This window comes from Streptomyces sp. NPDC001770 (genome assembly GCF_053596135.1).
In genome coordinates, this window is record NZ_JBSFFN010000008.1 from 115959 (window position 1) to 141476 (window position 25518).

A 25518-nucleotide genomic window follows, 5' to 3' on the forward strand; every position below is an offset into this window, starting at 1 on the left:
ATTGCCCGGTTCTCCAGGTGCGGCAGTCCGGCCCCGGCGCGTCGTCTCAGACGTGGGCCATCCGGGCCGGCCGCGGCGGGCGGACCGCGCGCAGGTCGGCCGCGCGTTCGCGCTCCAGCATCCGGCGCAGCGGTCCGTCGGCTGCGGCGAGCCCGGCGTACGCGCCGCGCTGGACCACCCGGCCGCCGTCCAGCACCACGATCTCGTCCACCGCGTCGAGGCCCGCCAGGCGGTGGGTGATGAGCACGGTGGTACGTCCCCGGGTGACGTCGAGCAGGTCCTCGGTCAGGGCGTCGGCGGTGGCGATGTCGAGGTGCTCGGCGGGCTCGTCGAGGACGAGGACGGGGAAGTCGGCGAGGAGGGCGCGGGCGAGCGCGAGGCGCTGCCGCTGACCGCCGGAGAGCCGGGCGCCGTGTTCGCCCACCAGGGTGTCGAGGCCGTCCGGCAGCGAGTCGGTCCAGTCGAGCAGCCGCGCCCCGGCGAGCGCGTCCCGCAGGTCCTCCTCGGTGGCGTCGGTGCGGGCGAGCCGCAGGTTCTCCCGCACCGAGCTGTCGAAGACGTGCGCGTCCTGGGCGCAGAGCCCGACGTACGTCCGGACCGTGTCGCCGTCGAGCGCCGGGGCGTCCGTGCCCCCGAGCCGGTAGGTGCCGCTCTCCGCGTCCAGGAAGCGGAGCAGGACCTGCGCGAGGGTGGTCTTGCCGGAGCCGGACGGGCCCACGACCGCGATCCGGCGACCCTGCTCCAGGGTCAGGTCGACCGCGTCCAGGGCGGGCCGGTCCGCGCCCGGGTAGCGGGCCGTCAGTCCCCGTACCTCCAGCGGGAACGGGGTGGTGGGGGCCGGGGCGGGCGCGTCGGGTTCGCGTACCGGTACGGGGGCGTCCAGCACCTCGTACACCCGCTCCGCGCTCCGGCGGGCGCGCCGTCGGTACCGCACGGCGAGCGGCATCCCGTTCACCGCCTCGAAGGCGGCGAGCGGGGTGAGCAGGACGACCGCGAGTTCCAGGCCGCCGAGCCGGCCGCTCTGCACGGCGGGCAGCGCCACCAGCGCGGAGGCGACCACGGTCAGCCCGCAGAGGAGCGAGGTGAGGCCGCCGCCCAGGGCCGAGGCGGAGGCGGCGCGGGCGGCGATCCGGGTGAGGACCCCGTCCGCCTCCCGTACCCGCGTGGTACGCGAGGGCAGGGCGCCGGCGACGGTCAGTTCGGCGGTGCCGCCGAGGAGGTCGGTGACCCGGACGGCGAGATCGGCGCGGGCGGGTGCGAGCCGGCGTTCCGCCCGGCGGGCGACCGCACCGCTGACCAGCGGCACGCCCGCTCCGGCGAGGAGCAGGCCGACGGCGAGGACCGCGCCCGCCTCCGGGAGGAGCATCCCGAGGAAACCGGCGGAGGCCGCGCCGACGACCACGGCGGTACCGGCGGGGAGCAGCCAGCGGAGCCAGTAGTCCTGGAGCTCGTCGACGTCGGCCACCAGCCGGGTGAGCAGGTCGCCCCGGCGGGTGGTGCGCAGTCCGGCGGGCGCGATGCGCTCAAGGCCCCGGTAGACGGCGACCCGCAGCTCGGCGAGGAGCTGGAGCACGGTGTCGTGGGAGACGAGGCGTTCGGCGTAGCGGAAGAAGGCGCGGCCGATGCCGAAGGCGCGGGTCGCCGTGACGGCGACCATGAGGTAGAGGACCGGGGGCTGTTCGGAGGCGCGGGATATCAGCCAGCCGGAGACCGCCATCAGCCCCACCGAGGAGCCGAGCGCGAGACTGCCCAGCAGCAGGGCGAGGGCGAGGCGCCCGCGCCGGGCGCCCGCCGCCTCGCGGATCCGCGCGAGCACCTTGCCCGTACCGGCGGCGGTCTCCCGCAGCTCCGCCGGGGCCTCCCCCGCCGGGGCGGTCGGTCGCACGGGGTCCGGAGCGGCCTGTCGGGGCGCCTTCGCCCGCCCGGTCTCCGGTCCGGCCGCGGCCGGCTCCAGCGTCACGACCCGGTCGGCCAACGGCAGCAGCGCGGGGCGGTGGGCGACCAGCAGGACGGTACGGCCCTCGGCCAGCCGCCGCACGGCGTCCACGATGCCCGCCTCCGTCCCGCCGTCCAGGCTCGCGGTCGGCTCGTCGAGCAGCAGCACCGGCCGGTCGGCGAGGAAGGCGCGGGCCAGGGCGAGACGCTGGCGCTGCCCGGCGGAGAGCCCGGCGCCGTCCTCTCCGAGGAGGGTCCGCTCCCCCTCCGGCAGCGCGCTGACGAACCCGTGGGCGCCCGCTTCCCGCAGGGCGGCGGTCACGGCGGCGTCGTCGGCGTCCGGACGGGCCAGCCGCACGTTCTCCGCGACGGTTCCGGCGAAGAGGGCCGGGCGCTGCGGGACCCAGGCGATGCGCTCGCGCCAGCGTTCGGGAGAGAGGGTGGCGAGATCCACGCCCCCGACCCGTACGGTCCCCTCGTCCGGCGCCGTGAACCCGAGGACCACGTCGAGCAGCGTGGACTTGCCGGCCCCGCTCGGGCCGACCAGGGCGACGGTCTCCCCCGGTGCGACCACCAGCGAGGCACCGGCCGGCGAGGGCTCGGTCCGGCCGGGGTGCCGGACGGTCACCCCGGACAGCTCGATACGGAGCGACTCCGGCACGTCCGCCGTACCGACCGCCGGGAGCTCGGTCTCCAGCACCGCGAAGATCTCCTCCGCGGCCGACAGCCCTTCCGCCGCCGCGTGGAACTGCGCGCCGACCTGGCGGATCGGCAGATACGCCTCGGGGGCGAGAATCAGCACCAGCAGGCCGATGTACAGGTCGAGTTCGCCGTGGACCAGCCGCATGCCGATGGTGACGGCCACCAGGGCCACCGAGAGGGTCGCCAGCAGCTCCAGCGCGAAGGAGGAGAGGAACGCGATCCGCAGGGTCCGTACGGTCGCCAGCCGGTACTCCGAGGTGATCCTGCGGATCGACTCGGCCTGGGCCTTGGCCCGGCCGAAGACCTTGAGCGTGGGCAGCCCGGCGACCACGTCCAGGAAGTGGCCGGAGAGCCGCGAGAGCAGCCTCCACTGCCGGTCCATCCGGGACTGGGTGGCCCAGCCGATCAGCATCATGAAGGCGGGGATGAGCGGCAGTGTGACCACGATGATCGCGGCCGACACCCAGTCCTCGGTGACGATGCGCGCGAGGACGGCGACGGGCACCACCACCGCGAGGCCGAGCTGCGGGAGATAGCGCGAGAAGTAGTCGTCGAGCGCGTCGACGCCCCGGGTGGCGAGGGCGACGAGCGATCCGGTGCGCTGCCCGTCCAGCCACGCGGGGCCGAGCTGCGCGGCCCGCTCCAGGAGCCGGCCGCGCAGCTCGGACTTGACCGCCGCACTCGCCCGGTACGCCGCGAGCTCGGTGAGCCAGGCGACCAGCGCCCGGCCCGCCGCGACGGCGGCCAGCAGGATCAGGGGCGTCCGGAGACCGGAGACGCTCAGCCCGTCCTCGAACCCGCCGACCACGATCTCGGCCACCAGCATCGCCTGGGCGATGACCAGCACCGCACCCACGGCGCCCAGGGCCACCACGGCGACGAGGAAGAAGCGGGTGGCGCGGGCGTACCGGAAGAGACGCGGATCGATCGGTTTCACGTGAAACATCCCCTGTGATCGGACACGGCGCGAGCGCTCAGTGCGCGTCGGCGATGTGCTGGGTGCCTATGCGCTTGCGGAACACCCAGTACGTCCAGCTCTGGTAGAGCAGGACCAGGGGCGTGGCGATCCCGGCGCACCAGGTCATGATCGTGAGCGTGTAGGGCGTGGACGAGGCGTTGGTGACGGTGAGGCTCCACGCGCTGTTCAGCGAGGACGGCATGACGTCCGGGAAGAGCGCCAGGAAGAGCATCGCCACGGTGGCGGTGATGGTGAGGCCCGAGAGCGCGAACGACCAGCCCTCACGCCCCGCCGCGATGGCCGCGATCGCGCCGGCCAGGGCCAGGACGGCGACGACCGTCGCGAGCAGCGACCAGCCGTCTCCGGTGTGCGCCTGCGTCCAGATCAGGAAGCCCAGTGCCAGGACCGCGGTGAGGAACCCCAGCCGCAGGGCGAACGCCCTGGCCCGTACGCGGATCTCCCCGACCGTCTTCAGCGCCGCGAACACCGCGCCGTGGAAGGTGAAGAGGGTGAGGGTCACCGCCCCGCCGAGCAGCGCGAACGGGTTGAGGAGGTCCCAGAACCCGCCCACGTACTCCATGTGCGCGTCGATCTTGACGCCACGCACGATGTTGCCGAAGGCCACGCCCCAGAGGACGGCGGGGATCAGCGAGGTCCAGAAGATCGCGTGTTCCCAGTTGGTCTGCCAGCGCTCCTCCGGTCGCTTCGCCCGGTACTCGAAGGCGACGCCCCGCAGGATCAGGCAGAGCAGGATCACCAGCAGTGGCAGGTAGAAGCCGGAGAAGAGGGTGGCGTACCAGTCGGGGAAGGCCGCGAAGGTGGCGCCTCCGGCGCTGAGCAGCCAGACCTCGTTGCCGTCCCAGACGGGCCCGATCGTGTTGATCAGGACCCGCCGCTCCTTGCGGTCGCGGGCCAGCGCCTTGGTCAGGACCCCGATGCCGAAGTCGAAGCCCTCCAGGAAGAAGTAGCCGGTCCAGAGGACGGCGATGAGGACGAACCAGACGTCGTGGAGTTCCATCGTTCCGCTCCTTCCTCTCAGTACGAGAAGGCCATCGGCCGGTCGGCGTCGGCGGAGTCGTGACCGCCGATCGTGGCGGGCGGGTTGAGGTCGTCGTCGCTGAGCTCCGGAGGGCCGGCCTTGATGTACTTCACGAGCAGCTTGACCTCGACCACCGCGAGGATCGCGTAGATCAGGGTGAAGGCGATCAGGGAGGCGATGACCTCACCCTGCGCGACCCCGGGGGAGACGGCGTCCTTGGTCTTGAGGACCCCGAAGACGACCCAGGGCTGCCGCCCGGTCTCGGTGAAGATCCAGCCCCAGGAGTTGGCGATCAGCGGGAAGAGCAGGGTCCAGAGCGCGACCATCCAGTACAGCTTGGTGAGCTTCGGGCTGAGGGCCTTGTTCTTGAAGAGGACCAGATGCGGCACCTCGTCCTCGCCGGTCCGCATCCCCGGAGGCAGCATGAACTTCTTCCGGGTCAGCCAGAGTCCGAGGATGCCGAGACCGAAGGAGGCCATCCCGAAGCCGATCATCCAGCGGAAGCCCCAGAAGGCGACCGGGATGTTGGGCCGGTAGTCCCCGGGCCCGTACTTCTCCTGCATCTGCTGGTTCAGCTCGTTGATGCCCGGGATGTACGACGTGAAGGTGTCGTCGGCCAGGAAGGAGAGCACCCCGGGGACCGAGATCTCCACGTCGTTGCGGCCCTCGGAGACGTCGCCCACCGCGAAGATCGAGAACGGCGCGCCTTGCTGCCCCTCCCAGAGCGCCTCGGCGGCCGCCATCTTCATCGGCTGCTGCTTGAACATCACCTTGCCGAGCACGTCGCCGCTGACGGAGGTCAGCAGGCCCGCGACGACCACGGTGACGAGCCCCAGCCGCAGCGAGGTCCGCATGACCGGGATGTGCTTCTTCCGCGCCAGGTGGAAGGCGGCGATCCCGACCATGAAGGCACCGCCGACGAGGAAGGCGGCCGTGATGGTGTGGAAGAACTGGGCGAGCGCGGTGTTCTGCGTCAGCACCTGCCAGAAGTCGGTGAGCTCGGCGCGACCGCGCTTCTCGTTCATGCGGTAGCCGACCGGGTGCTGCATCCAGGAGTTGGCCGCCAGGATGAAGTACGCGGAGAGGATCGTGCCGAGCGAGACCATCCAGATGCAGGCCAGGTGGATCTTCCGGGGCAGCTTGTCCCAGCCGAAGATCCAGAGCCCGATGAAGGTGGACTCGAAGAAGAAGGCGATCAGCGCCTCGAAGGCGAGCGGTGCACCGAAGACGTCACCGACGAACCGCGAGTAGTCGGACCAGTTCATGCCGAACTGGAACTCCTGGACGATGCCGGTGACGACACCCATCGCGATGTTGATCAGGAAGAGCTTGCCCCAGAACTTGGTGGCCTTGAGGTACTTCTCCTTGTTGGTCCGGACCCATGCCGTCTGCAGCCCCGCCGTCAGCGCGGCGAGGGAGATCGTCATGGGGACGAAGAGGAAGTGGTAGACGGTCGTAATGCCGAACTGCCAGCGCGCCATCGTCTCGGGCGCCAGAGCAAGTTCCACGTCGTCGTCTCCTTACGTCGCCGTAGTGACAGCCGCGGTTCGCCCGTTTGATCCCTCCCATTACGGGATCAAGCGGGTGCGCTTGTGAACGCGTTCACATTCACAAGCAAGAGTATGGCGCACGTGCTTCCGGATCTTCGAACGGGGGGGGGTCCCCTGAGAGCGACGGCCCCGAGGAACGGCGGCCGAGGGACCCGTCACTCTGAAGCTGCCCGCCCGGCGCCGGGCGGAACCGGCGCACCGGCGCTTTCCGGACAAGGGCCGGCAGCGGGGCGGGAGCGGCGGGATCCCGTTCACGCCCCGCCCCGCGAACGCCCCCCCCCACTCCCCCGTACACGCGTGGCCCCCGCCCTCGCGGAGTTCCGGAGGACAGGGGCCACGGGTACGGGAGGCCGCTTACGGAGCGCGCGGCGCACGGGTACCCGAGGCCGCGCAACGACGTGCGCCGTGCGGGCCACGCGAGCCACCCGGCGCGAGCCGCGCTACAGCTGCTCGCGGAACGCCTCGGCCGCCTTCAGGAAGAGGTCGTTGGCCTCGTCCTCGCCGATCGTGACCCGTACGCCCTCACCGGCGAACGGCCGCACGACCACACCCGCCCGCTCGCAGAAGGCGGCGAAGTCAGCCGTACGTTCTCCGAGCCGCAGCCAGACGAAGTTGGCCTGGCTCTCCGGCACCGTCCAGCCCTGCGCGAGCAGCCCGGCGTGCACCCGGTTCCGCTCGGCCACCAGCGAGCCCACCCGCCCCAGCAGTTCGTCCTCGGCCCGCAGCGAGGCGATCGCCGCGTCCTGGGCGATCCGGCTCACACCGAAGGGCACGGCCGTCTTGCGCAGGGCCGCCGCCACCGGTTCGTGCGCCACCGCGAACCCGACCCGCAGTCCGGCCAGCCCGTACGCCTTCGAGAAGGTGCGCAGCACCGCGACGTTGGGCCGGTCGCGGTAGATCTCCAGTCCGTCCGGGACGTCGGCGTCACGGACGAACTCCTTGTACGCCTCGTCGAGTACCACCAGCACGTCGGAGGGCACCCGGTCGAGGAACCGCTCCAGCTCGGCCCGGCGCACCACCGTCCCGGTCGGGTTGTTGGGGTTGCAGACGAAGATCAGCCGCGTCCGGTCCGTGACGGCGTCCGCCATCGCGTCCAGGTCGTGCACGTCCCCGTCGGTCAGCGGCACCTTCACCGAGGTCGCCCCGCTGATCTGCGTGATGATCGGGTACGCCTCGAAGGAGCGCCAGGCGTAGATCACCTCGTCGCCGGGGCCGGACGTGGCCTGAAGCAACTGTTGCGCCACGCCCACCGATCCGGTGCCGGTGGCGAGGTGCTCCAGGGGCACGCCGAACCGGTCGGCCAGCTCGTCCATCAGGCCCGCGCAGGACATGTCCGGGTAGCGGTTGAGCTCCGAGGCGGCCGCCAGCGCGGATTCCAGCACCCCGGGCAGCGGCGGATAGGGGTTCTCGTTGGAGGACAGCTTGAAGGCGACCGGCCCGTCCTGGGAGGCCGCCCTGCCCGGCACATAGGCGGGGACGCCATCCAGCTCGGGGCGCAGCTTGGGGCTCTTCTCGCTCACCACAGGTCCTCCTCGACCATCGACGCACAGAACGACGCACAGATGCGTCACACCTTATGAGGGGCCGCCCGGAGCGACCCGCGCGCGGGCCCCTCCGAGGAGCTCGTCCACGGCACCCGGCGGTGGACCGTCCGCGAGGCCCGCCAACGGTCCTCTCGACGCGCCACTTCCCGTGCGCCTCATGCACCTCTCCACATGCCTTCCCACCAGGGGGCGCACGCGCGTTTCGTTGCACGCCGGTGGCTCGCGCCGTAGCGCGCGTCCCTCGAAGTGGTGAGTTGAGGGCTCCTCCCGCCACCCTTCCGTCAGCAGGCTCAGCCCGATGGATACATGACACATCCGGCAGGTAGCCGCCAACTCCCTTGTTTTGCAAGGCAATCATTCCCCAATGACCTTGCAGAAACGTGTCTGTCAACAGTTGCATATGCGCCCGGCCCTCGTGGGCTCCTGAGCCCTACTATCGGCTCGCCATGACAGCAGCAGGGAAGCACCAGGTGAGCCGGACGGAGACCCCCCGGCGCAGCGGCCGGCCAGGACGCGCGGGTATCCGCGACGTGGCCGCCGCCGCGGGGGTCTCGATCACGACCGTCTCCGACGCGCTCAACGGCAAGGGCAGGCTCCCGGACGCCACCCGCCGCCATGTCCGCGAGGTCGCAGAGCGCCTGGGCTACCGCCCCTCGGCCGCGGCCCGCACGCTCCGCACGGGCAAGTCGGGCCTGATCGGCCTGACCGTGACCACGTACGGGGATGAACCTTTCACCTTCACCGAGTTCGCGTACTTCGCGGAGATGGCGAGGGCCGCGACCTCGGCCGCGCTCGCCCGGGGGTACGCCCTCGTGATCCTGCCCGCCACCTCGCGCCACGACGTGTGGTCCAACGTGGCCCTGGACGGCACCGTGGTGATCGACCCCTCCGACCAGGACCCGGTGGTCACCGAACTCGTCCGCCAGGGCCTGCCGGTGGTCTCCGACGGACGGCCCGCCGGATCACTGCCGGTCACCGCCTGGGTCGACAACGACCACCGCGCGGCCGTGCTCGACCTCCTCGACCATCTCGCAGCGGCCGGCGCCCGCCGGATCGGGCTGCTCACCGGCACCACGACCGACACGTACACCCGGCTCTCCACCACCGCCTACCTGCACTGGTGCGAGCGCGTGGGCCAGGATCCGGTGTACGAGTCCTATCCGGCCCACGACCCGTGCGCCGGGGCGGTCGCCGCCGACCGGCTGCTCGCCCGCCCGGACCGGCCGGACGCCGTCTACGGCCTCTTCGACCCCAACGGCACCGACCTGCTCGCGGCGGCCCGCCGGTACGGCCTGCGCGTCCCCGACGACCTGCTGCTGGTCTGCTGCAGCGAGTCCACGGTCTACGCCACCACCGAGCCGCCCATCACCACGCTCTCGCTGAAACCGCGCCGTATCGGCACCGCGGTGGTGCAGCTCCTCATCGACGCGATCGAGGGCGTCGAACACGACGGTCCCGTCGAGCAGGTGATACCGACCGAGCTCATCGTCCGGACCTCCTCGCAGCGCCGGCCGCCCCGCACGACGGTCAGCGCGCCACGCTCTCCGAGCAGGGACTGAACGGATTAATCCGGACCAATGGACAGGTGAACGGCGCACCCGCCCGGATTCACCGCCCCTGGTGCGTCACACGGGGCGATCCGCGTTCCTATGATGGGCGCACGACACCGCGGACCACCTCTACCAGGCAGGGCCCGTCAGGTGTACGGCGGCGCGACGGTGGTGGAGGGGTCGATGACTCAGGGGGCCGGTCAGGAACCCGTGGTGCGTACGGCGACGTTGCGCGACTTCCGCGTACCGCCGTACGCGCGAACGCCCATGCCCGGGGGGGAGCCGCATCCGGAGGGTGCGCTTCCGCCTCCCGGCGACGTACACCCCGGCCAGGCGCACCCCGGCAACGTGCTGCCTGACGGCGGCGTGCACCCCGGCAACGTGCTGCCGGACGACGGCGTGCCGGAGGGCTACACGCCGACCGAGCGCGACCTGCCCGTGATCACCCCGGCCGGGGTGCCCGTCGTGGGCGCCGTACCGGACACCGGCCCGGGCGGGGCGGACGGGCTCGGCCCGCTCTACGTCGTCGGCGACGTGCACGGCTACCTCGACGAACTGAAGGCCGCCCTCGCCGACCAGGGCCTCATCGACGTCAACGGCAACTGGTCGGCGGGCAACGCCCGGCTCTGGTTCCTCGGCGACTTCACGGACCGGGGCCCCGACGGCATCGGGGTCATCGATCTGGTCATGCAGCTCTCGGCCGAGGCCGCCGCCGCGGGCGGCTACTGCAAGGCGCTGATGGGCAACCACGAGCTGCTGCTCATCGGCGCGAAGCGGTTCGCGGACACCCCGGTGAACTCCGGGGCGGGCACCGCCACCTTCCAGGCCGCCTGGCTGCTCAACGGCGGCCAGAAGCAGGACATGGAGCGGCTGCGCGACGTCCACCTGCAGTGGATGTCCCGGCTGGACGCGGTCGTGGAGGAGGACGGGCATCTGCTGATGCACTCCGACACGACGGCCTACCTCGACTACGGGGCGACCATCGAGGACGTCAACGACACGGTCCACGCCATCCTCACCCGTAACGACGCGGACGAGTGCTGGGACCTGTTCCGCAAGCTCACCAAGCGGTTCGCGTTCCGGGACGACGGCGGCGCGCAGGCCGTACGCGAGCTGATGGCCGCGTACGGCGGCCGGCGGGTCGTCCACGGCCACAGCCCCATTCCGTACCTGCTGGGCGAGGTCGGGTCGGAGGACGGCGAGAACAACGCGGGTCCGGTGGTGCACGGACCGCATGTCTACGCGGACGGGCTGGCCATCGCCATGGACGGCGGCGTGACCATGGCCGGAAAGCTACTGGTCGCCCAACTCCCCCTGCATGACTGACGGTCCACCGGGTAGGGCTCCGTCGACCTGATCGTTCGCGGTCGGCGGGCCTTTTTCCGGAAACAACCTGTCACCCCTCGCCCTGGGCGCTCTACCATCGGCGTATCAGTAGCAGGCTCTCCTCCGTTTCGTCCGGAATGCCCCGTCATGTGCGGGTGGTCGGGCGCCACGGAGCATCGGGGGATGCAGATGACAAGCGCTCCGCACCTGCTGGCCGAAGACGGGCCCGAGTACGAGCGGATCCTCGGCGACGCGCTGCGCCACGCGCACGAGCGGCCGGATCTGGACGGAGTCGGCGAGCGGCTCAACCGGGAGCAGTTGCGGACCATGGCGCTGAGCGCCACCGCGCTGATCACCGCGGCCGCCGCCACCGAGTACGAGCACTACGTGAAGGCCCGGGGGGAGCTCCGCGTCCCCACCGGCGACGCCGACCAGGACCCCGACGAGGTGCGCGTCCCGCCGGGAGCGACCGGCGAGAGCGTGGGGGTCGGCGCGGTCGTCACCGTGCTCGCTCCGCTCCTCGCCGGCTCCGCGGCGGTGATCTTCCTGGTGGTCGGCTATCTCCTCCAGGCGGTGAGCTCATCACTGGCCATCGCCGGCCCGATGGTCACCGCGGGCTGGCTCTTCGCGGCGCTCACCACGCTGGCGATCCTCGTCGCCGCCGTCGGCCTGCTGGTCACGGCGGTGCGCAACGGCACCGACGATCCGGACGCCGGCCCGGAGGAGGACGAGGACGTACCGGAGGAGGTCTCCCGGGCCAGGGAGGCCTGGCGCCACGCCCTGCTGGAACGCGGCATACTCCCGTTCCTCCGCGACGCGCTGGACGACCCGACCGCCGCGCCGGCCGCCCGCACCCCCCGGCCGTCACCGAACCGCATCCCCAAGATCGGGTACAGCAGCCCGGACTTCTCGACCCCCCAGGACGGATCGCGCCAGAGCCCCCGGCCGTCCTTCACCAGCCCCGACTTCAGCAGCCCCGATTTCAGCAGCCCGGACTTCGACGGTCCGGGCTTCGAGGGTCCGGGCTTCGAGGGTCCGGGCTTCGGCGGTCCGGACCGGGACGGCTCCGCATCCTGAGGCCGGCCCCCGGCACCCGCGCCTCTGCCGCCCCGGGCGGCACCGGCCCCGTGAGGGCCGACGCCGCCCGCCCGCCGTGGTCCGCTCAGTCGGCCAGCGGCAGGTAGACCCGCCCGCCTGAGGCCGCGAACTCCTTCGACTTCGCCAGCATCCCCGCCTCGATCTCCTCCTCGGAGGCGGTCGGCGCCAGATCCGGCGCGAACTGCTCGGTGATGCTCCGGCTGATCTTCATCGAGCAGAACTTCGGCCCGCACATCGAGCAGAAGTGCGCCGTCTTGGCCGGTTCCGCGGGCAGCGTCTCGTCGTGGAACGCGCGGGCCGTGTCCGGGTCGAGTGCCAGGTTGAACTGGTCCTCCCAGCGGAACTCGAACCGGGCGTCCGACAGCGCGTCGTCCCACTCCTGCGCGCCCGGGTGCCCCTTGGCCAGGTCTGCGGCGTGGGCCGCGATCTTGTAGGTGATGACCCCGGTCTTCACGTCGTCCCGGTCGGGCAGCCCCAGGTGCTCCTTGGGCGTCACGTAGCAGAGCATCGCCGTGCCCCACCAGGCGATCATCGCCGCGCCGATCCCGGAAGTGATGTGGTCGTACGCCGGCGCGACGTCGGTGGTCAGCGGGCCGAGGGTGTAGAACGGCGCCTCCTCGCAGATCTCCTGCTGGAGGTCGATGTTCTCCTTGATCTTGTGCATCGGGACGTGCCCCGGGCCCTCGATCATCGTCTGCACGCCGTACCGCTTGGCGATCGTGTTGAGCTCCCCGAGGGTGCGCAGTTCGGCGAACTGCGCCTCGTCGTTGGCGTCGGCGATGGAACCGGGTCGCAGTCCGTCCCCGAGCGAGTACGTCACGTCGTACGTCGCCAGGAGTTCGCAGAGCTCCTCGAAGTTCTCGTAGAGGAACGACTCCTTGTGGTGCGCGAGGCACCAGGCCGCCATGATCGAGCCGCCCCGGGAGACGATGCCGGTCTTGCGGCGTGCCGTGAGCGGGACGTACGGCAGGCGCACGCCGGCGTGCACCGTCATGTAGTCCACGCCCTGCTCGGCCTGCTCGATGACGGTGTCCTTGTAGATCTCCCAGGTCAGCTCCTCCGCCCGGCCGTCGACCTTCTCGAGGGCCTGGTAGAGCGGGACGGTACCGATGGGCACGGGGGAGTTGCGGAGCACCCACTCACGGGTGGTGTGGATGTTGCGACCGGTGGACAGGTCCATGACCGTGTCGGCGCCCCACCGCGTCGCCCAGGTCATCTTGTCCACCTCCTCCTCGATGGAGGAGGTGACGGCCGAGTTGCCGATGTTGGCGTTCACCTTCACCAGGAACCGCTTGCCGATGATCATCGGCTCGATCTCCGGGTGGTTCACATTGGCCGGCAGCACCGCCCGGCCGGCGGCGATCTCCTCCCGTACGACCTCGGGGCCGACGTTCTCGCGGATCGCGACGTACTCCATCTCCGGGGTGATCTCCCCCCGGCGGGCGTACGCGAGCTGGGTGACGGGTCGTCCGTCGCGGCTGCGCCGGGGGGCGCGGGCGCCGCCGGGGAAGAGCGCGTCGAGGTTGCGCAGTCCGTCGCGCGAGGCGGGCGAGCGGCCGTCGTCCTCCGGACGGACCGGGCGCCCCTCGTACTCCTCGGTGTCCCCCCGGCCCTCGATCCAGTCGCCGCGCACGGAGGCCAGGCCGCGGCGGACGTCGGTGGTGACGGCGGGATCGGTGTACGGGCCGGACGTGTCGTAGAGCGTCACGTCCTTGCCGTTGGTCAGGTGCACCTGACGGACCGGCACCCGGACGCCGGGGCGCGAGCCCTCGACGTAACCCTTGTGCCAGCCGATGGACGTGCCCGCCCCGACGCTCTCGTGCGTCGTGGAGGCAGGCGTGCGTGTGTCCGATGTGGTCATGAGACCTACTCCCTACGCCGGCATTACCCGGTAACAGGTTCAGCGGTCGGCGCAGCGTGTCCCGTGAGGATTCACGAGGTCAGCGCCCTCTCAGCCCGGTGCTCCGAGCTCCCGCGTGTGCAAAGGTGCCACCACGCTAGCGTCCGCCCGGCCGTGCTGACCAGGGGGCCTCCCCCGTTCTTGCGATGATCGCCCGGTGACCTCCTCCCAGGACCATCCCGAACCTCAGGACCCCTCACACGGCCATACGCACAGCCATGGCCCCGCGGCACCCGTCTCGACCCATCTGCGCAAGGTCATCGCATGCGTGCTGATCCCCTTCGCCGCGGCGGTGGTCGTCGGCCTGGCGGTGCTCTGGCCCGGCGGCACCCCCGCGCACGAGCGCACCGGTGTGGGCTTCGACCGGCAGACCGAGCAGGGAGAGGTGGTGAAGGTGGAGCGGGTGAACTGCGCGGACGTCAACGCCGCCCAAGTACCCGCCACGGGTGGTACGTCGACGGGCTCCGGGCCGGGTGCGGCGACCGAGGACGACGGCGACTGCAAGAAGGCCACCATCGAGGTGACCAGCGGCAAGGACAAGGGTCGCACCTTCGCCGAGATCATCCAGCCGGAGGCATCACGCCGGCTGAGTGAGGGTCAGGGGGTGGTCCTCGCGTACGCGCCGGACGCCCCGCACGACCTGCAGTACTCGGTCACCGACGTGGACCGGAAGCTGCCGATGGCGCTGCTGGCCGGAATCTTCGCCGTCGCCGTCGTGGTGGTGGGGCGGCTGCGCGGGGTGATGGCGCTCGTGGCGCTCGCCGTCTCCTTCGCCGTGCTGACCCTGTTCATCCTCCCGGCGATCCTGCAGGGGTCCAACCCTCTGCTGGTGGCGGTGGTCGGGGCGAGTGCGATCATGCTCATCGCGCTGTACACCTGCCACGGAGTGACCGCGCGGACCTCGGTGGCGGTGATCGGCACGCTGATCTCGCTGGTGCTGATCGGGCTGCTGGGCTCGGTCTTCATCGACTGGGCGGGGCTGACCGGCAACACCGACGACAACACCGGCCTGATCCACGGCCTCTACCCGGACATCGACATGAGCGGTCTGCTCCTGGCCGGTGTCATCATCGGTTCGCTCGGGGTCCTGGACGACGTGACGGTCACCCAGACGTCGTCCGTGTGGGAGCTGCACCAGGCCAACCCGGCCATGGGGGCGCGCGGGCTCTACCGAGCGGGCATCAGGATCGGACGCGACCACATCGCCTCGGTGGTCAACACCCTGGTGCTCGCGTACGCGGGCGCGGCGCTGCCCCTGCTGCTGCTGTTCTCCATCGCGCAGAGCAGTGTGGGCACGGTCGCCAACAGCGAGCTGGTGGCCGAGGAGATCGTCCGTACACTCGTCGGCTCGATCGGACTGGTCGCCTCGGTGCCCGTCACGACGGCGCTCGCCGCTCTGGTGGTGTCCGCGGACCGCACAGGGCTCGGCGCGGAAGCCGGAGCTCCTGCACCCGTACGGACCGGGAGGGGCCGCCGCCGCAAGAAGTGAGCGCGGGAGGGCGCCTGAGGCCCCAAAAGGCAGCGGGCTGACAGCTGTCAGCCCGCGTTCTGCTCCTCGGCGAGGATCCTTCCGAGCGCTTCTTCGAGGTTGCCGTCGAAGTCACCCTGCGTGTGCTCCTGCCCCAGTGGCACCAGCTTGTCCGTCCGGTCGAGAAACGCCACGAGTGGCGCCGTGCCGGCCCGGAACAGTGCCCGGTCCGCCCCGACCTGGAGCCGGATGTGCACGTCGCAGAGCCCCTCGGGCTCGGTGGGACCGATATGCACATCACCGTCGCCGCTGGGGCTGTTGAGGCCGTCGAGCAGGAGCTCGCGGCCAAAAGCCCAGGTGACCGGGGCATCACCCGGCAGGTGGAAGGTCATACGGATCGCGTACGGATCACTCACCTCGTAACGGAGCTCCACCGGAATACGGAACGAGAGCTCCTCCGAGACGAGGAAACTCATCATGACCTCTGCTTGAACCGACTCGCGCATCGTTCAACCCCGCAGTAGATGAATCTGGCCAGGAATGATCCCCCATGGCCCTATTGACGCCATCGTGGTGCACGCGATAGCAGATCACAAGGAGTGATTTTTCAGATACTGATAGAGAACACGAACGAACGCAAGAGCCGAGCCACTTCACCACGTAGTTGTTCGACTGCGGGGAGCAACTGGTCCTGGCGGTCCAGGGGTAGAGAAATGGCCATCGCGGCGACGGCCGAACCTGCGGTGATGGGGATGGCGGCGCAGACCGTTCCGAGTGCGTACTCCTGTCGCTCAATGACAGGTTTCATACGCTCCATCGAACGCAATCGCTCAAGTAGGACCGGGCGATCTCGCACTGAGTAACGGGTCAGTGGACGCACCGGATGGCGGAGCAGATGGTCCTCCCGCGCCTTCTCGTCGAGCTGTCCGAGCAGACACTGCCCCAGCGCGTGGGCGTGCCCGGTCTCGCCGAAGGGGGCCCACTCGTCCACGGCGGGTGTCTCGGCGGAGTCCGCCACGGCGACCAGCTCGATCTCGCCCTCGCGGTAGACGGCGCAGTACACCGGGGCACCCAGCTCGTCGCACCAGCGCGCGAGGGAGTCGTTGAGCCGGCCGCGCCTGCTCTCCTCGGCCGCACGGCCGGACATCCGCTCGGCGGCGGCGCCGAGGACGAAGACACCGTTCTCCCGCCGGAGGTAGCCCTCATGGGCCAGGGTGCGCAGCAGGTGATAGGTCGTCGGCAGCGGCAGCCCCGCTTCCCGCGCGAGCTGCTTGGCGGGAGCGCCGTCCTGATGGGCGCCCACCGCCTCCAGCAGTCTCAGGGCCCGCTGGACCGAACCGATCAACGTCGGGACAGTGGTGGTCGATGCCGTGGTCACGGTCACCCCCAGGCATGGTGACGGGCGGTCAGCCCTCCCGTGGAGGCCGCCCCCACGGGCGTGCCGCGAGCCCGGGCACACACTCGACTGTCGCGGAACCATTGGTCAGGATGGTGACGGACAGTTACTTTCCCGGGCGGCGGCAGCGAACCGTCACTGTAGCCGCAGGGGCCATTCGTGGGGCGGTTTCGGACCTCGCTTAGCTCTGCCGGGCTAATCCGCGCCACTCTCCGTGATCAACACGCCATGATCAACGCGCTGTGATCATCGCTGCGGTGCAGCCTCCTCGGCGGGCGATGGGCCGGGAGGTGCCGGCACCCGGTCCGCCGGTCCGCCGGATCGCCGGATCGCCGGATCGCGCCTACCAGTCGCGCCGGGAGTCCGAAGAGGACGAGAGGAACTTCCGTACGACGAAGATCAGACCGCCGACGAGGATGACGAACAGCAGCAGCTTGAAGAGCAGGGTGACCACGAAGGTCACCACGCTGGCGATCAGACCGCCGAACACGGCGATCGCGATCACCGGCACCGCGATCCACTTCACCCACCAGGGCATACCCGCGAATATCTCCCGGACCGCCATCGTCCGTACCTCGTCTCTCGTGTCCCAGTCCCGCCGGACCGGGGGTTCCCGGTCCGGCCCCCGGCCTCCCGGTTACCGACACCGATGCTAGAGCGGCGAGGGGGGCGACGGACGGTCCGCATCCCCCGGACTCCCCTGATCGATCCCCTAGGGCCTTCCGTCCGGATCACCGGCAGGACCCGGGGGGGGGCGACCGCTGACCGGGGCACGGCTCGGGGCTCGGGACTCAGGCCTCCGGCGGGGAGAAGACGACCATGACGCGCAGGTCCTCGGTGATGTGGTGGAACTTGTGGGCCACACCGGCCGGCACGTAGACGACGCTTCCCCGGCCCACCTGGGTCGTCTCCATGCCGACCGTGATCGACGCACGCCCGCTGACGACGAGGTAGACCTCGTCCTGACCGTGCGGGCTCTGCGGGTCGAGAGCCCCGGCGTCCAGCGCGTACAGCCCCACCGACATGTTCCGCTCGCGGATGAACTGCAGGTAGGCGCCGTCGTTGGCGGCTCGTTCCGCTTCCAGCTCGTCGAGCCTGAATGCCTTCATAACGGTGCGCCCCTCGTCGTCGTCCGGGGTTCCCGTACGGACGGTGTACCCCGTGCTCGGTGTCTGCCACGATCAGACACATGAAGAATTTCGTAGTCAAGACGACCGCCAACGCGGCCGCTCTGGCCGTGGCCATCTGGCTGCTCCAGGACATCACGCTGACCGGTACGGGCACCGGCCGGAAGGTCCTCACCCTCGTCCTGGTCGCGCTCCTCTTCGGCCTGGTCAACTTCCTCGTCAAGCCGGTCGTCAAGCTCCTCACGCTGCCGCTCTTCATCCTCACCCTGGGTCTGATCACCCTGGTCGTCAACGCCCTCATGCTGAAACTGACTTCGTCGCTGGCCGGAGCTGCCGACCTGAGCTTCCACGTGGACGGCTTCTGGACTGCCGTACTGGGCGGCCTGATCGTCTCCGTCGTCTCCTGGGCCCTGCACGTCGTCCTCCCCGACGAGGACTGAGACACACCGACGGACTTCGCTCCCGGGCTGAGAAAGTGCGTACAAGCACCGGCGACGGCCCGGGAAGGAAGCAAAGGAGCGCAGCATGAGCAGCATCGGTGACGGAACGCGGGCGGTACGGGCGGGTCTCCCCGAACCGCAGCAGTACGAGCCCACCCTTCCGGGACCGGTCTTCGCCGCGCACTTCCACCTCTCGGGAGAGCCGGTCGGGCCGTACACCTACGGCCGGGAGACCAACCCGACGTGGACGCACCTGGAGAAGGCCATAGGTGAGCTGGAGGCGCCGGGGGAGGAGGTCGTGACGACCGTCTTCGCCTCCGGCATGGCCGCGATCTCGGCCGTCCTGTTCTCCCAGACCCGTGCCGGCGACGTCGTCGTCCTGCCGAACGACGGCTATCAGGCGCTGCCGCTCGTACGGGAGCAGCTGGAGGCGTACGGCGTGGAGGTCCGCACCGCGCCCACCGGCGGCGACGCCCAGCTGGCCGCCCTCGAAGGCGCCAAGCTGCTCTGGATCGAAACCCCGTCCAACCCGGGCCTCGACGTCTGCGACGTCCGCAAGCTGGTCGAGGCGGCCCACGCGGGCGGCACCCTGGTGGCCGTCGACAACACCCTCGCCACCCCGATCGGCCAGCGGCCCCTGGAGCTGGGCGCCGACTTCGCGGTGGCCAGCGACACCAAGGGCATGACCGGCCACGGTGACATCCTGCTCGGCCACGTGACCTGCCGGGACGCCGGCCTCGCCGCGGGTGTTCGCCGCTGGCGCAAGGTGGTCGGCGCGATCCCCGGCCCCATGGAGGCCTGGCTCGCGCACCGCTCGCTCGCCACGCTCCAGCTGCGCATCGAGCGCCAGTGCGCCACCGCGCTGACCCTGGCCGAGGCGCTCACCAAGCGGTCCGAAGTGACCGGGCTGCGCTACCCGGGGCTCCCCTCCGACCCCTCGTACCCCGTCGCCGTGCGGCAGATGCGGCGCTTCGGCTCCGTGGTCTCGTTCGAGCTGGCCGACCGGGAGACCGCCGAGCGCTTCCTGGAGGCACTGCGGCTGGTCGACGACGCCACGAGCTTCGGCGGTCTGCGGTCCACCGCGGAGCGGCGCGGGCGCTGGGGCGGCGACGCGGTGTCCGAGGGCTTCGTCCGCTTCTCGGTCGGCGCCGAGGACCCGGAGGACCTGCTCGCCGACGTGGCGCAGGCCTTGGACGCGGCCACCCGCTGACCGGCTGGTCGTACGGGCCGAGCCGTCACGCCGACGGCGGGACGCGGCGGCCGGTCCGGGCTCCGGGAGCGCGCGGAGGGAGGCCTTCGTACGCACCGGAGCCTTTCGATCTCCGGGAGCGCGCGGGCGCGATGGCTCCCGGGACCGTGCGGGCGTCCGGGCGTCGGGCGGATGCTGCCGCCCGACCTCCGGGCAACGGGCCGCCGGGAGTTTCAGAAGGGTGCCGGCGGGCCACTCTCTTGCCATGACCGAACGCCCTGTGGTCAAGCGCACCGCACGCGCCGTCCTGCTCGACGGCGACCAGCTCGTCCTGATCAAGCGGACCAAGCCGGGGGTGGACCCCTACTGGGTGACGCCCGGAGGCGGGGTCGAACCCGAGGACGCGACCGTCGTCGACGCCCTGCACCGCGAGATCGACGAGGAGTTGGGCGCCAAGATCGTCGACGTGGTGCCCTGTTTCGTCGACACCGTCGAGCACATCGCGGACGGCGGGGCGGCGGGGGTGAAGGTCCAGCACTTCTTCGTCTGCCGACTGGCCTCGATGGACCTCTCGAAACGCCACGGCCCCGAGATCGAGGCCCCCAGCGGGGAGTACGAGATCGTCCGGATCCCCTTCAGCCGGGTAGGGATCGCCGCCGTGCACCTCGTCCCCCTCTCCCTCCGCCACTACCTGGACGGCAACATCGAGGGCGTACGGGCCATGCACGCGCCCGACCTGGGCTGATTCAGGCCGAGCCGAGCGGCACCGGCTCCTCGACCGGATCGTGGTGGATGCGCTCCGCCGGGACGCCCGCGTCCCGCAGGGCCCGCACCCCGCTGCGGATCATGCCGGGCGGACCCGCCAGATAGGCATCCCGTTCGTTCCACGGACCCGTCTCCCGTACCGCCTCCGGAATCTCGCCTGGCCGGCCACGGGTCGGGCCACCGGCGACCACGGGGTGCACGGCGAGCCAGGGGTAGGTCCGCTGGAGCCGCAGCATGGCGTCGAGGTCGTAGAGGTCGCGCTCACTGCGGGCCCCGCAGAAGATGTCGACGCGTCGTCGGTCGCCGTGTTCGGCGACGTCCTCCACCAGCGCTCTGACGGGCGCCATGCCGGTACCGCCGCCGAGACAGAGCAGGGCGGTGTGGGTGGTGTGGTCGACCGTCATCGTCCCCGCCGGGGCACCGAGCCGCAGCACGTCCCCCGGCTCCGCCCGGTGGACCAGGGCCCGGGAGACCCAGCCGGCCTGGACCGCCCTGACGTGGAAGGTGAGCAGGCCGTCGGGGCGCGGCGCGGAGGCGAAGGAGTACGGTCTCCAGACCCGCGGCCACCAGGGCGTCTCCACCGCCGTGTACTGCCCGGCGAGGTAGGGGTAGGCGCGGTCGGGGCGCACGGTGATCACCGCGATGTCCGGGGTTCTCCGCTCGTGCGCGACGACCTCTCCCTGCCACCAGGCCGGGGACCGCTGTTCCTCCTCGGCCGCCGCGTCGATCATGATCTGCGCGATGACCGTGTAGGCCCGTACCCAGGCGGCCTCGCTCTCGGCGTCCCAGGTGACAGGGGCGTGGCGGCGCAGAGCGGCCAGCAGGGCTTCCCCAAGGGCGGGGTAGTGCGTGGGGTGCGTGCCGTACCGGCGGTGCCCCCTCCCCAGCTCCGAGAGGTGCGCGGTCAGTGCCACCCGTCGTCGAAGCGGTCGGCGGCGGTCAGCAGAGCGCGGAAAATCCGCTCCCGCTGCACGTCCATGGCGGCGGGGAACATCTCGCGCAGTTCGGGGTGGTGCAGGAAGAGCACCGCGTAGAAGTGCGCGGTGGCCCGGTCGGCACTCGGGCCGATCTCCGCCAGATTCCGACGGATCAGTACCGCGTCGGCCGACGGAGTGCCGTCCTGGGGAGGAGGGGTGGGGCGTGGGGAACCGGCGGTCCGCCACGAGCGGAGCGGCGGGGGTGCGGCGGGCGGCTGCGGAGATCCAGCAGCCGGATTACTGATCGGAGCGTCCATGACTGTGCCTCGCCTCGAACTGTCTCTCGGTCGTCTGACTGGCCCGACACGGTTCGCGGCTCCCCGGTCCGCAGTCTGCCGGATCCTTCGGCACGACGGACGCATAACGGGAATTCCGGTACGACTCACTGCCGGCGGCGTGGCCGGGTGCATGTTTCACGTGAAACACGGGTCACGGACTGCGGCGGCGGCGGTCCACGGGACCCGTATATTCCGGCACCGGCGCCCGGCCGGTACGCCGGAAGGCGTACGGACGGCGAGCCACCCGGAACAGGCGCGGAAAACCTTGGCGAAGAAAGCGACAAAACGGTGGACGGGCCGCCTCGGTGTCGGAGAGCCTGGCTCCCATGCCCAGCATCCGGCACGGCCTGCCCGACGACCTGCCCATCCGGCACCTCACCAGGGGCGACCTGCTCGCCTGTGCCGATCTCAGCGAGGACCGGGGCTGGCCCCGGGACGAACACCGGTGGGGCCTGCTCCTCGGGGCGGGTACGGGGTACGGCATCGACGACCCCGCGGGGAAAGGGCTGGCGGCCGCCTGCGTGGTGACCTCCTACCGGCCGTCCCACGCGGCGCTCGGCATGATGCTCGTCGCCGAGCGTTTCGCGCGGCAGGGCTTGGGCCGTCGTCTGCTCCTGCACGTCCTCACGGAACACGGAGAGACTCCGCTGACCCTCTTCGCGACGGATCAGGGGCGGGCCCTCTACGAAGGGTTCGGCTTCGCCGTCGTGGGGAGTGTGGAGCGGTCCGTCGGGCGGTTCCTGCCGGAGGACGTCCCGGTGCGGGCCTCCGAAGGGGCGGGCGGCTCGTCCACCCCGACGACGCGTCGGGCGACGGCCCGGGATCTCCCTGCGATCATGGCGCTCGACGCCTCGGCCTTCGGTGCCGAGCGGACCCAGATGCTCGCGCGGCTCCCTGCCTTCTCGGATCACTTCCGGGTCGCCGAGCGGGCGGGTGAGCTGGTGGGGTTCGCCGCGCTCTGGCCGAGCGACGGGAGCCATGTGATCGGGCCGCTCGTCGCGCCGGACACGGACACCGCGAAGGCACTGGTGGCCTCGCTCGCTTCGGAGACGGACCTCGTGCTGCGGGCAGAGATCGACACCCGCCACACCGAGCTGCGTGGCTGGCTCGCCGAACACGGCTTGCCGGCCGTCTCCCGTACGGCGGTGATGACCAGGGGGTGCCAGGACGTGCCCGGCGACTGGAGCCGCAGGTTCGCACCGCTGACGGTCGCGACCGGCTGACGCCGCGGCCGCCGCCCTGCGGGCGCCGACAGCCGTCCTTCGGGCGCCCGCAGGACAGTGGCACACCCCGCGGCCGTACGGGCAGCGGGGCGTCGGAGCGAGCCCGGTCCGGGGGAACCTACCTGGGCGCCCGGGCGAACCCGGGCGCCTGGGAGAACCGTCAGACCAGCGAGGCGACGGCACCGGTGGCGAACGTGTGGTCCTGATCGGGGGCACCGCCGCCGACACCCACGGCACCGATCAGCTGACCGTCGCGGTGGACCGGCACGCCGCCCGCGATGAAGAGCAGCGGGCGGTCGAGCGCGGTGGTGAGCGAGTGGAAGATTCCGCCGGGCTGGACGGCGTCCACGAGGTCGGCCGTGGGGGAGTTCAGCTGCAGAGCGGTGTAGGCCTTGCGGGTGCTGGTCTCGCCCGCGATGAGAACGGCGCGGTCGTCCCGGCGGAAGGCGAGCAGGTGCCCGCCCGCGTCGAGCACGGTGACGGCGCCGGCGACGCCGGCCGCCTCGGCGGCGGTACGGACCGCCTCGATCAGGGCCTCCGCGTCCTCGATGGTGAGCGGCGCGACAGCGGTGCGGGTGGTGGTGCTCATGGCGTACTCCTGCGTGATCCGTGTGGGTGGTGGGGAGGGGCGGGCGGCCGTGGGGACCGCCCGGGGGGGGTGAGTCAGGACCGGGCCGTGGTCGCGGCGGCCGGTGCGGGGGTGCGGGAGGCGACGATCCGGCCGTCCCGTGCCTGGCGGCGCTCCAGGACGCTGGAGACCACGGCGAGGATCAGGGCGGCTCCCGCGAGTGCGGCGCCGACCCAGTTGGGTGCGGTGTAGCTGAAGCCGGCCGCGATCACCATGCCGCCGAGCCAGGCGGAGAGCGCGTTGCCGAGGTTGAAGGCACCGATGTTGACAGCCGAGGCCAAGGTCGGAGCACCCGACGCCTGATCCAGCACCCGCTTCTGCAGGGGCGGCACGGTGGCGAACCCCAGGGCACCGATGAGGACGACGGTGACGGCTGCGGCAACCTTGTTGTGCGCGGTCACGGTGAACAGGGCCAGCACGACCGCGAGCGCCCCGAGCGTGACGAAGAGCATCGGCATGAGATGCCGGTCCGCGAACTTCCCGCCCAGCAGGTTGCCGACCACCATGCCGATCCCGAAGAGGACCAGCAGCCAGGTGACCGAGGACGGCGCGAAGCCGGCGATCCCGGTCATCATCGGGGTGATGTAGGTGATGGCTGCGAAGACGCCGCCGAATCCCAGGACGGTCATGGCCATGGCCAGCAGGACCTGCACGTTCCGGAAGGCCGCCAGCTCATGGCGGAGCCGCACGCCTTCGGGACGGGGCTGTTCCGGTACGAGCTTCGCCACGCCGAGCAGGCCGAGCACCCCGAGGGCCGCGACCACGAGGAAGGTGATGCGCCAGCCGGCGGTCTGACCGATGTACGTACCCAGCGGAACACCGACCACGTTGGCGACGGTGAGTCCGGTGAACATCATGGCAATGGCACCGGCCTTCTTCTGCGGGGCCACCAGATCGGCCGCGACGACCGATCCGATGCCGAAGAAGGCTCCGTGGGCGAGCGAGGCGATCACGCGTCCGACGATCATGACGCCGAAGACCGGGGCCAGGGCCGACACGACGTTACCGATGATGAAGAGGCCCATCAGCAGCATCAGCATGCGCTTGCGGCTGACCTTGGTGCCCAGCAGCGTCATGAGCGGGGCACCCACGACCACACCGAGCGCGTACCCCGTGACCAGGAAGCCCGCGGTCGGGATGGACACCTGGAAGTCCGCGGCCACCTCGGGGAGCAACCCCATGATCACGAACTCGGTGGTCCCGATTCCGAAAGCCCCGATGGCGAGGGCGAGAAGCGCTAGCGGCATGGGTTCACCTCTCCTGAAGATTGCATCTGCGCCTTACAAGCGTCGACAATAATTGCAGACGCCCATTAATTGCAAGCGCGGGCTATTGCACGCGTCCCCTATCCTGGAGGCAAGCAGCTCCCGCACGGAGGAGAGAAGATGACCGCCACGGACCCCGCCCTGACCGCCCTGTCTCAGGGCTGGTGCGCTCTTTCCCTGCTGCACGGAAGGATCGAGGCCCACATCGAACGGGCCCTGCAGGCCGGTCACGACCTCAGCGTCCGCGAGTACTCGCTTCTGGACGTCCTGAGCCGGCAGCACCAGGGCCCGGGCGGCCATCTCCAGATGAAGCAGGTGGCCGACGCGGTCGTGCTGAGCCAGAGCGCCACCACGCGTCTGGTGACCCGCCTGGAGGACAGGGGACTGCTCACCCGGTACCTCTGCGACACGGACCGCCGGGGCATCTACACCGACGTGACGGAAGCAGGACTCACTCTGCTCACCGAGGCCCGGCCCACCAACGACACCGCCCTGCGGACCGCCCTGGACGAAGCGGCCGAGCACCCCGGACTGGCGCCGCTCGTCAGGGCGGTCGAGGGGCTCAAGGTCCCGGCGTAGACACTCCCCGGCGGAGCGGGAGTACCGCCCGGACGGGAAGCCACGGCGCGCGCTGCGTAGGGTGCCGATCATGACGGAACTGCTGATACGGCCCGCGACCTTGGCCGACGTCCCGGCCATCGTCTCGATGCTCGCCAACGATCCCCTGGGCGCGCAGCGCGAGTCGCCCGACGACCTCTCACCGTACGAGAAGGCATACCGCCGGCTCGCGGACGACACGAACCAGCATCTGATGGTCGCCGTACAGGGCGACCGGGTGGTGGGCACGGCCCAACTCACCATCATCCCCGGCCTGTCGCGGCGGGGCGCCACCCGTTCCGTCATCGAAGGGGTCCGGGTGCACAGCGAGGAACGCGGCAACGGGCTCGGCACCCGGTTGATCCAGTGGGCCGTGGACGAATCCCGGCGCCAGGAATGCCAGTTGGTCCAGCTGACCTCCGACGCGACCCGTACGGACGCGCACCGCTTCTACGAACGCCTCGGCTTCACCCCGAGCCACGTGGGCTTCAAGCTCGCCCTCTGAGACGGCGTTCGCCACAGCCTCTCCGGTCCGGTGTTTCACGTGAAACACCGGACCGAAG

At 71.0% G+C, this 25518-nt stretch carries 20 protein-coding genes and 2 pseudogenes; 10 read left to right on the forward strand and 12 right to left on the reverse strand.

What is annotated here, in order from left to right; translation table 11 throughout:
* Positions 1-46 precede the first annotated feature (46 nt).
* The 4 genes from cydD to hisC all read right to left on the reverse strand — a co-directional run bounded on the left by cydD (position 47) and on the right by hisC (position 7704).
* Positions 47-3574 (reverse strand): thiol reductant ABC exporter subunit CydD, encoded by a 3528-nt coding sequence (gene cydD, locus ACWCSV_RS10015; protein ID WP_451140362.1) that lies wholly within the window; start codon positions 3572-3574, stop codon positions 47-49.
* Positions 3575-3611: 37 nt separating this feature from the next.
* The gene (cydB, locus tag ACWCSV_RS10020) at positions 3612-4613 is read right to left on the reverse strand and encodes a cytochrome d ubiquinol oxidase subunit II (RefSeq protein WP_451140364.1); all 1002 of its coding nucleotides are present in this window, start codon (positions 4611-4613) and stop codon (positions 3612-3614) included.
* A gap of 17 nt (positions 4614-4630) precedes the next feature.
* Complete coding sequence (locus ACWCSV_RS10025) at positions 4631-6142, reverse strand: cytochrome ubiquinol oxidase subunit I (RefSeq protein ID WP_451140366.1); 1512 nt, start codon at positions 6140-6142, stop codon at positions 4631-4633.
* 482 nt (positions 6143-6624) lie between these two features.
* A complete protein-coding gene (gene hisC, locus ACWCSV_RS10030) occupies positions 6625-7704 on the reverse strand; it encodes a histidinol-phosphate transaminase (RefSeq protein ID WP_451140368.1) in 1080 nt (359 codons plus the stop codon).
* A 470-nt stretch (positions 7705-8174) separates the two neighbouring features.
* On the opposite strand from hisC, the gene ACWCSV_RS10035 reads away from it, so the two are divergent.
* The 3 genes and pseudogenes from ACWCSV_RS10035 to ACWCSV_RS10045 form a co-directional block, all read left to right on the forward strand.
* Positions 8175-9287: a LacI family DNA-binding transcriptional regulator gene (locus ACWCSV_RS10035; protein ID WP_327176775.1), complete on the forward strand. Its 1113-nt coding sequence runs from the start codon at positions 8175-8177 to the stop codon at positions 9285-9287.
* Between the two features lie 159 nt (positions 9288-9446).
* The gene (locus ACWCSV_RS10040) at positions 9447-10604 is read left to right on the forward strand and encodes a metallophosphoesterase (protein WP_451140517.1); all 1158 of its coding nucleotides are present in this window, start codon (positions 9447-9449) and stop codon (positions 10602-10604) included.
* A 183-nt stretch (positions 10605-10787) separates the two neighbouring features.
* Positions 10788-11600 (forward strand): annotated as a pseudogene (locus ACWCSV_RS10045) (hypothetical protein); the annotation flags it as partial.
* A 166-nt stretch (positions 11601-11766) separates the two neighbouring features.
* Here ACWCSV_RS10045 and thiC read toward each other — a convergent pair.
* Positions 11767-13563 (reverse strand): phosphomethylpyrimidine synthase ThiC, encoded by a 1797-nt coding sequence (gene thiC / locus ACWCSV_RS10050; RefSeq protein WP_451140370.1) that lies wholly within the window; start codon positions 13561-13563, stop codon positions 11767-11769.
* 196 nt (positions 13564-13759) lie between these two features.
* Between thiC and ACWCSV_RS10055 the strand changes: the two genes are divergently transcribed.
* Complete coding sequence (locus tag ACWCSV_RS10055) at positions 13760-15091, forward strand: YibE/F family protein (protein WP_451140372.1); 1332 nt, start codon at positions 13760-13762, stop codon at positions 15089-15091.
* Positions 15092-15138: 47 nt separating this feature from the next.
* On the opposite strand, the gene ACWCSV_RS10060 is transcribed toward ACWCSV_RS10055, so the two are convergent.
* From ACWCSV_RS10060 to ACWCSV_RS10075, 4 genes are all read right to left on the reverse strand, one after another.
* The gene (locus ACWCSV_RS10060) at positions 15139-15576 is read right to left on the reverse strand and encodes an SsgA family sporulation/cell division regulator (protein WP_266706557.1); all 438 of its coding nucleotides are present in this window, start codon (positions 15574-15576) and stop codon (positions 15139-15141) included.
* A 101-nt stretch (positions 15577-15677) separates the two neighbouring features.
* Positions 15678-16448 carry an IclR family transcriptional regulator gene (locus ACWCSV_RS10065; protein ID WP_451140374.1) on the reverse strand — a complete coding sequence of 257 codons (771 nt, stop codon included), beginning with the start codon at positions 16446-16448 and terminating at the stop codon, positions 15678-15680.
* A gap of 361 nt (positions 16449-16809) precedes the next feature.
* Entirely contained in the window at positions 16810-17031 is a 222-nt protein-coding gene (locus tag ACWCSV_RS10070) for a DUF5326 family protein (RefSeq protein ID WP_451140376.1), read from the reverse strand.
* 226 nt (positions 17032-17257) lie between these two features.
* The gene (locus ACWCSV_RS10075; RefSeq protein WP_451140378.1) at positions 17258-17575 is read right to left on the reverse strand and encodes a cupin domain-containing protein; all 318 of its coding nucleotides are present in this window, start codon (positions 17573-17575) and stop codon (positions 17258-17260) included.
* Between the two features lie 80 nt (positions 17576-17655).
* Between ACWCSV_RS10075 and ACWCSV_RS10080 the strand changes: the two genes are divergently transcribed.
* The 3 genes from ACWCSV_RS10080 to ACWCSV_RS10090 all read left to right on the forward strand — a co-directional run bounded on the left by ACWCSV_RS10080 (position 17656) and on the right by ACWCSV_RS10090 (position 19967).
* Positions 17656-18033: a phage holin family protein gene (locus ACWCSV_RS10080; RefSeq protein WP_451140380.1), complete on the forward strand. Its 378-nt coding sequence runs from the start codon at positions 17656-17658 to the stop codon at positions 18031-18033.
* 85 nt (positions 18034-18118) lie between these two features.
* Positions 18119-19243 carry a cystathionine gamma-lyase gene (locus ACWCSV_RS10085; RefSeq protein ID WP_451140382.1) on the forward strand — a complete coding sequence of 375 codons (1125 nt, stop codon included), beginning with the start codon at positions 18119-18121 and terminating at the stop codon, positions 19241-19243.
* Between the two features lie 244 nt (positions 19244-19487).
* A complete protein-coding gene (locus ACWCSV_RS10090; RefSeq protein ID WP_451140384.1) occupies positions 19488-19967 on the forward strand; it encodes an NUDIX domain-containing protein in 480 nt (159 codons plus the stop codon).
* Position 19968: 1 nt separating this feature from the next.
* On the opposite strand, the pseudogene ACWCSV_RS10095 reads toward ACWCSV_RS10090, so the two are convergent.
* Positions 19969-21326: pseudogene (locus ACWCSV_RS10095) on the reverse strand (globin domain-containing protein).
* A 242-nt stretch (positions 21327-21568) separates the two neighbouring features.
* Here ACWCSV_RS10095 and ACWCSV_RS10100 point away from each other — a divergent pair.
* Positions 21569-22465 carry a GNAT family N-acetyltransferase gene (locus ACWCSV_RS10100; protein ID WP_451140386.1) on the forward strand — a complete coding sequence of 299 codons (897 nt, stop codon included), beginning with the start codon at positions 21569-21571 and terminating at the stop codon, positions 22463-22465.
* Between the two features lie 160 nt (positions 22466-22625).
* Here the strand turns inward: ACWCSV_RS10100 and ACWCSV_RS10105 are convergent, their stop codons facing one another.
* Entirely contained in the window at positions 22626-23054 is a 429-nt protein-coding gene (locus ACWCSV_RS10105) for a GlcG/HbpS family heme-binding protein (RefSeq protein WP_451140388.1), read from the reverse strand.
* Positions 23055-23128: 74 nt separating this feature from the next.
* On the reverse strand, positions 23129-24340 hold the full coding sequence (locus tag ACWCSV_RS10110) for an MFS transporter (RefSeq protein WP_451140390.1): 1212 nt from the start codon (positions 24338-24340) through the stop codon (positions 23129-23131).
* 138 nt (positions 24341-24478) lie between these two features.
* On the opposite strand from ACWCSV_RS10110, the gene ACWCSV_RS10115 reads away from it, so the two are divergent.
* Together ACWCSV_RS10115 and ACWCSV_RS10120 are read left to right on the forward strand one after the other, a co-directional pair.
* Positions 24479-24937: a MarR family winged helix-turn-helix transcriptional regulator gene (locus tag ACWCSV_RS10115; RefSeq protein ID WP_451140392.1), complete on the forward strand. Its 459-nt coding sequence runs from the start codon at positions 24479-24481 to the stop codon at positions 24935-24937.
* Positions 24938-25007: 70 nt separating this feature from the next.
* Entirely contained in the window at positions 25008-25460 is a 453-nt protein-coding gene (locus tag ACWCSV_RS10120) for an N-acetyltransferase family protein (RefSeq protein WP_451140394.1), read from the forward strand.
* The last annotated feature ends 58 nt before the right edge of the window (positions 25461-25518 follow it).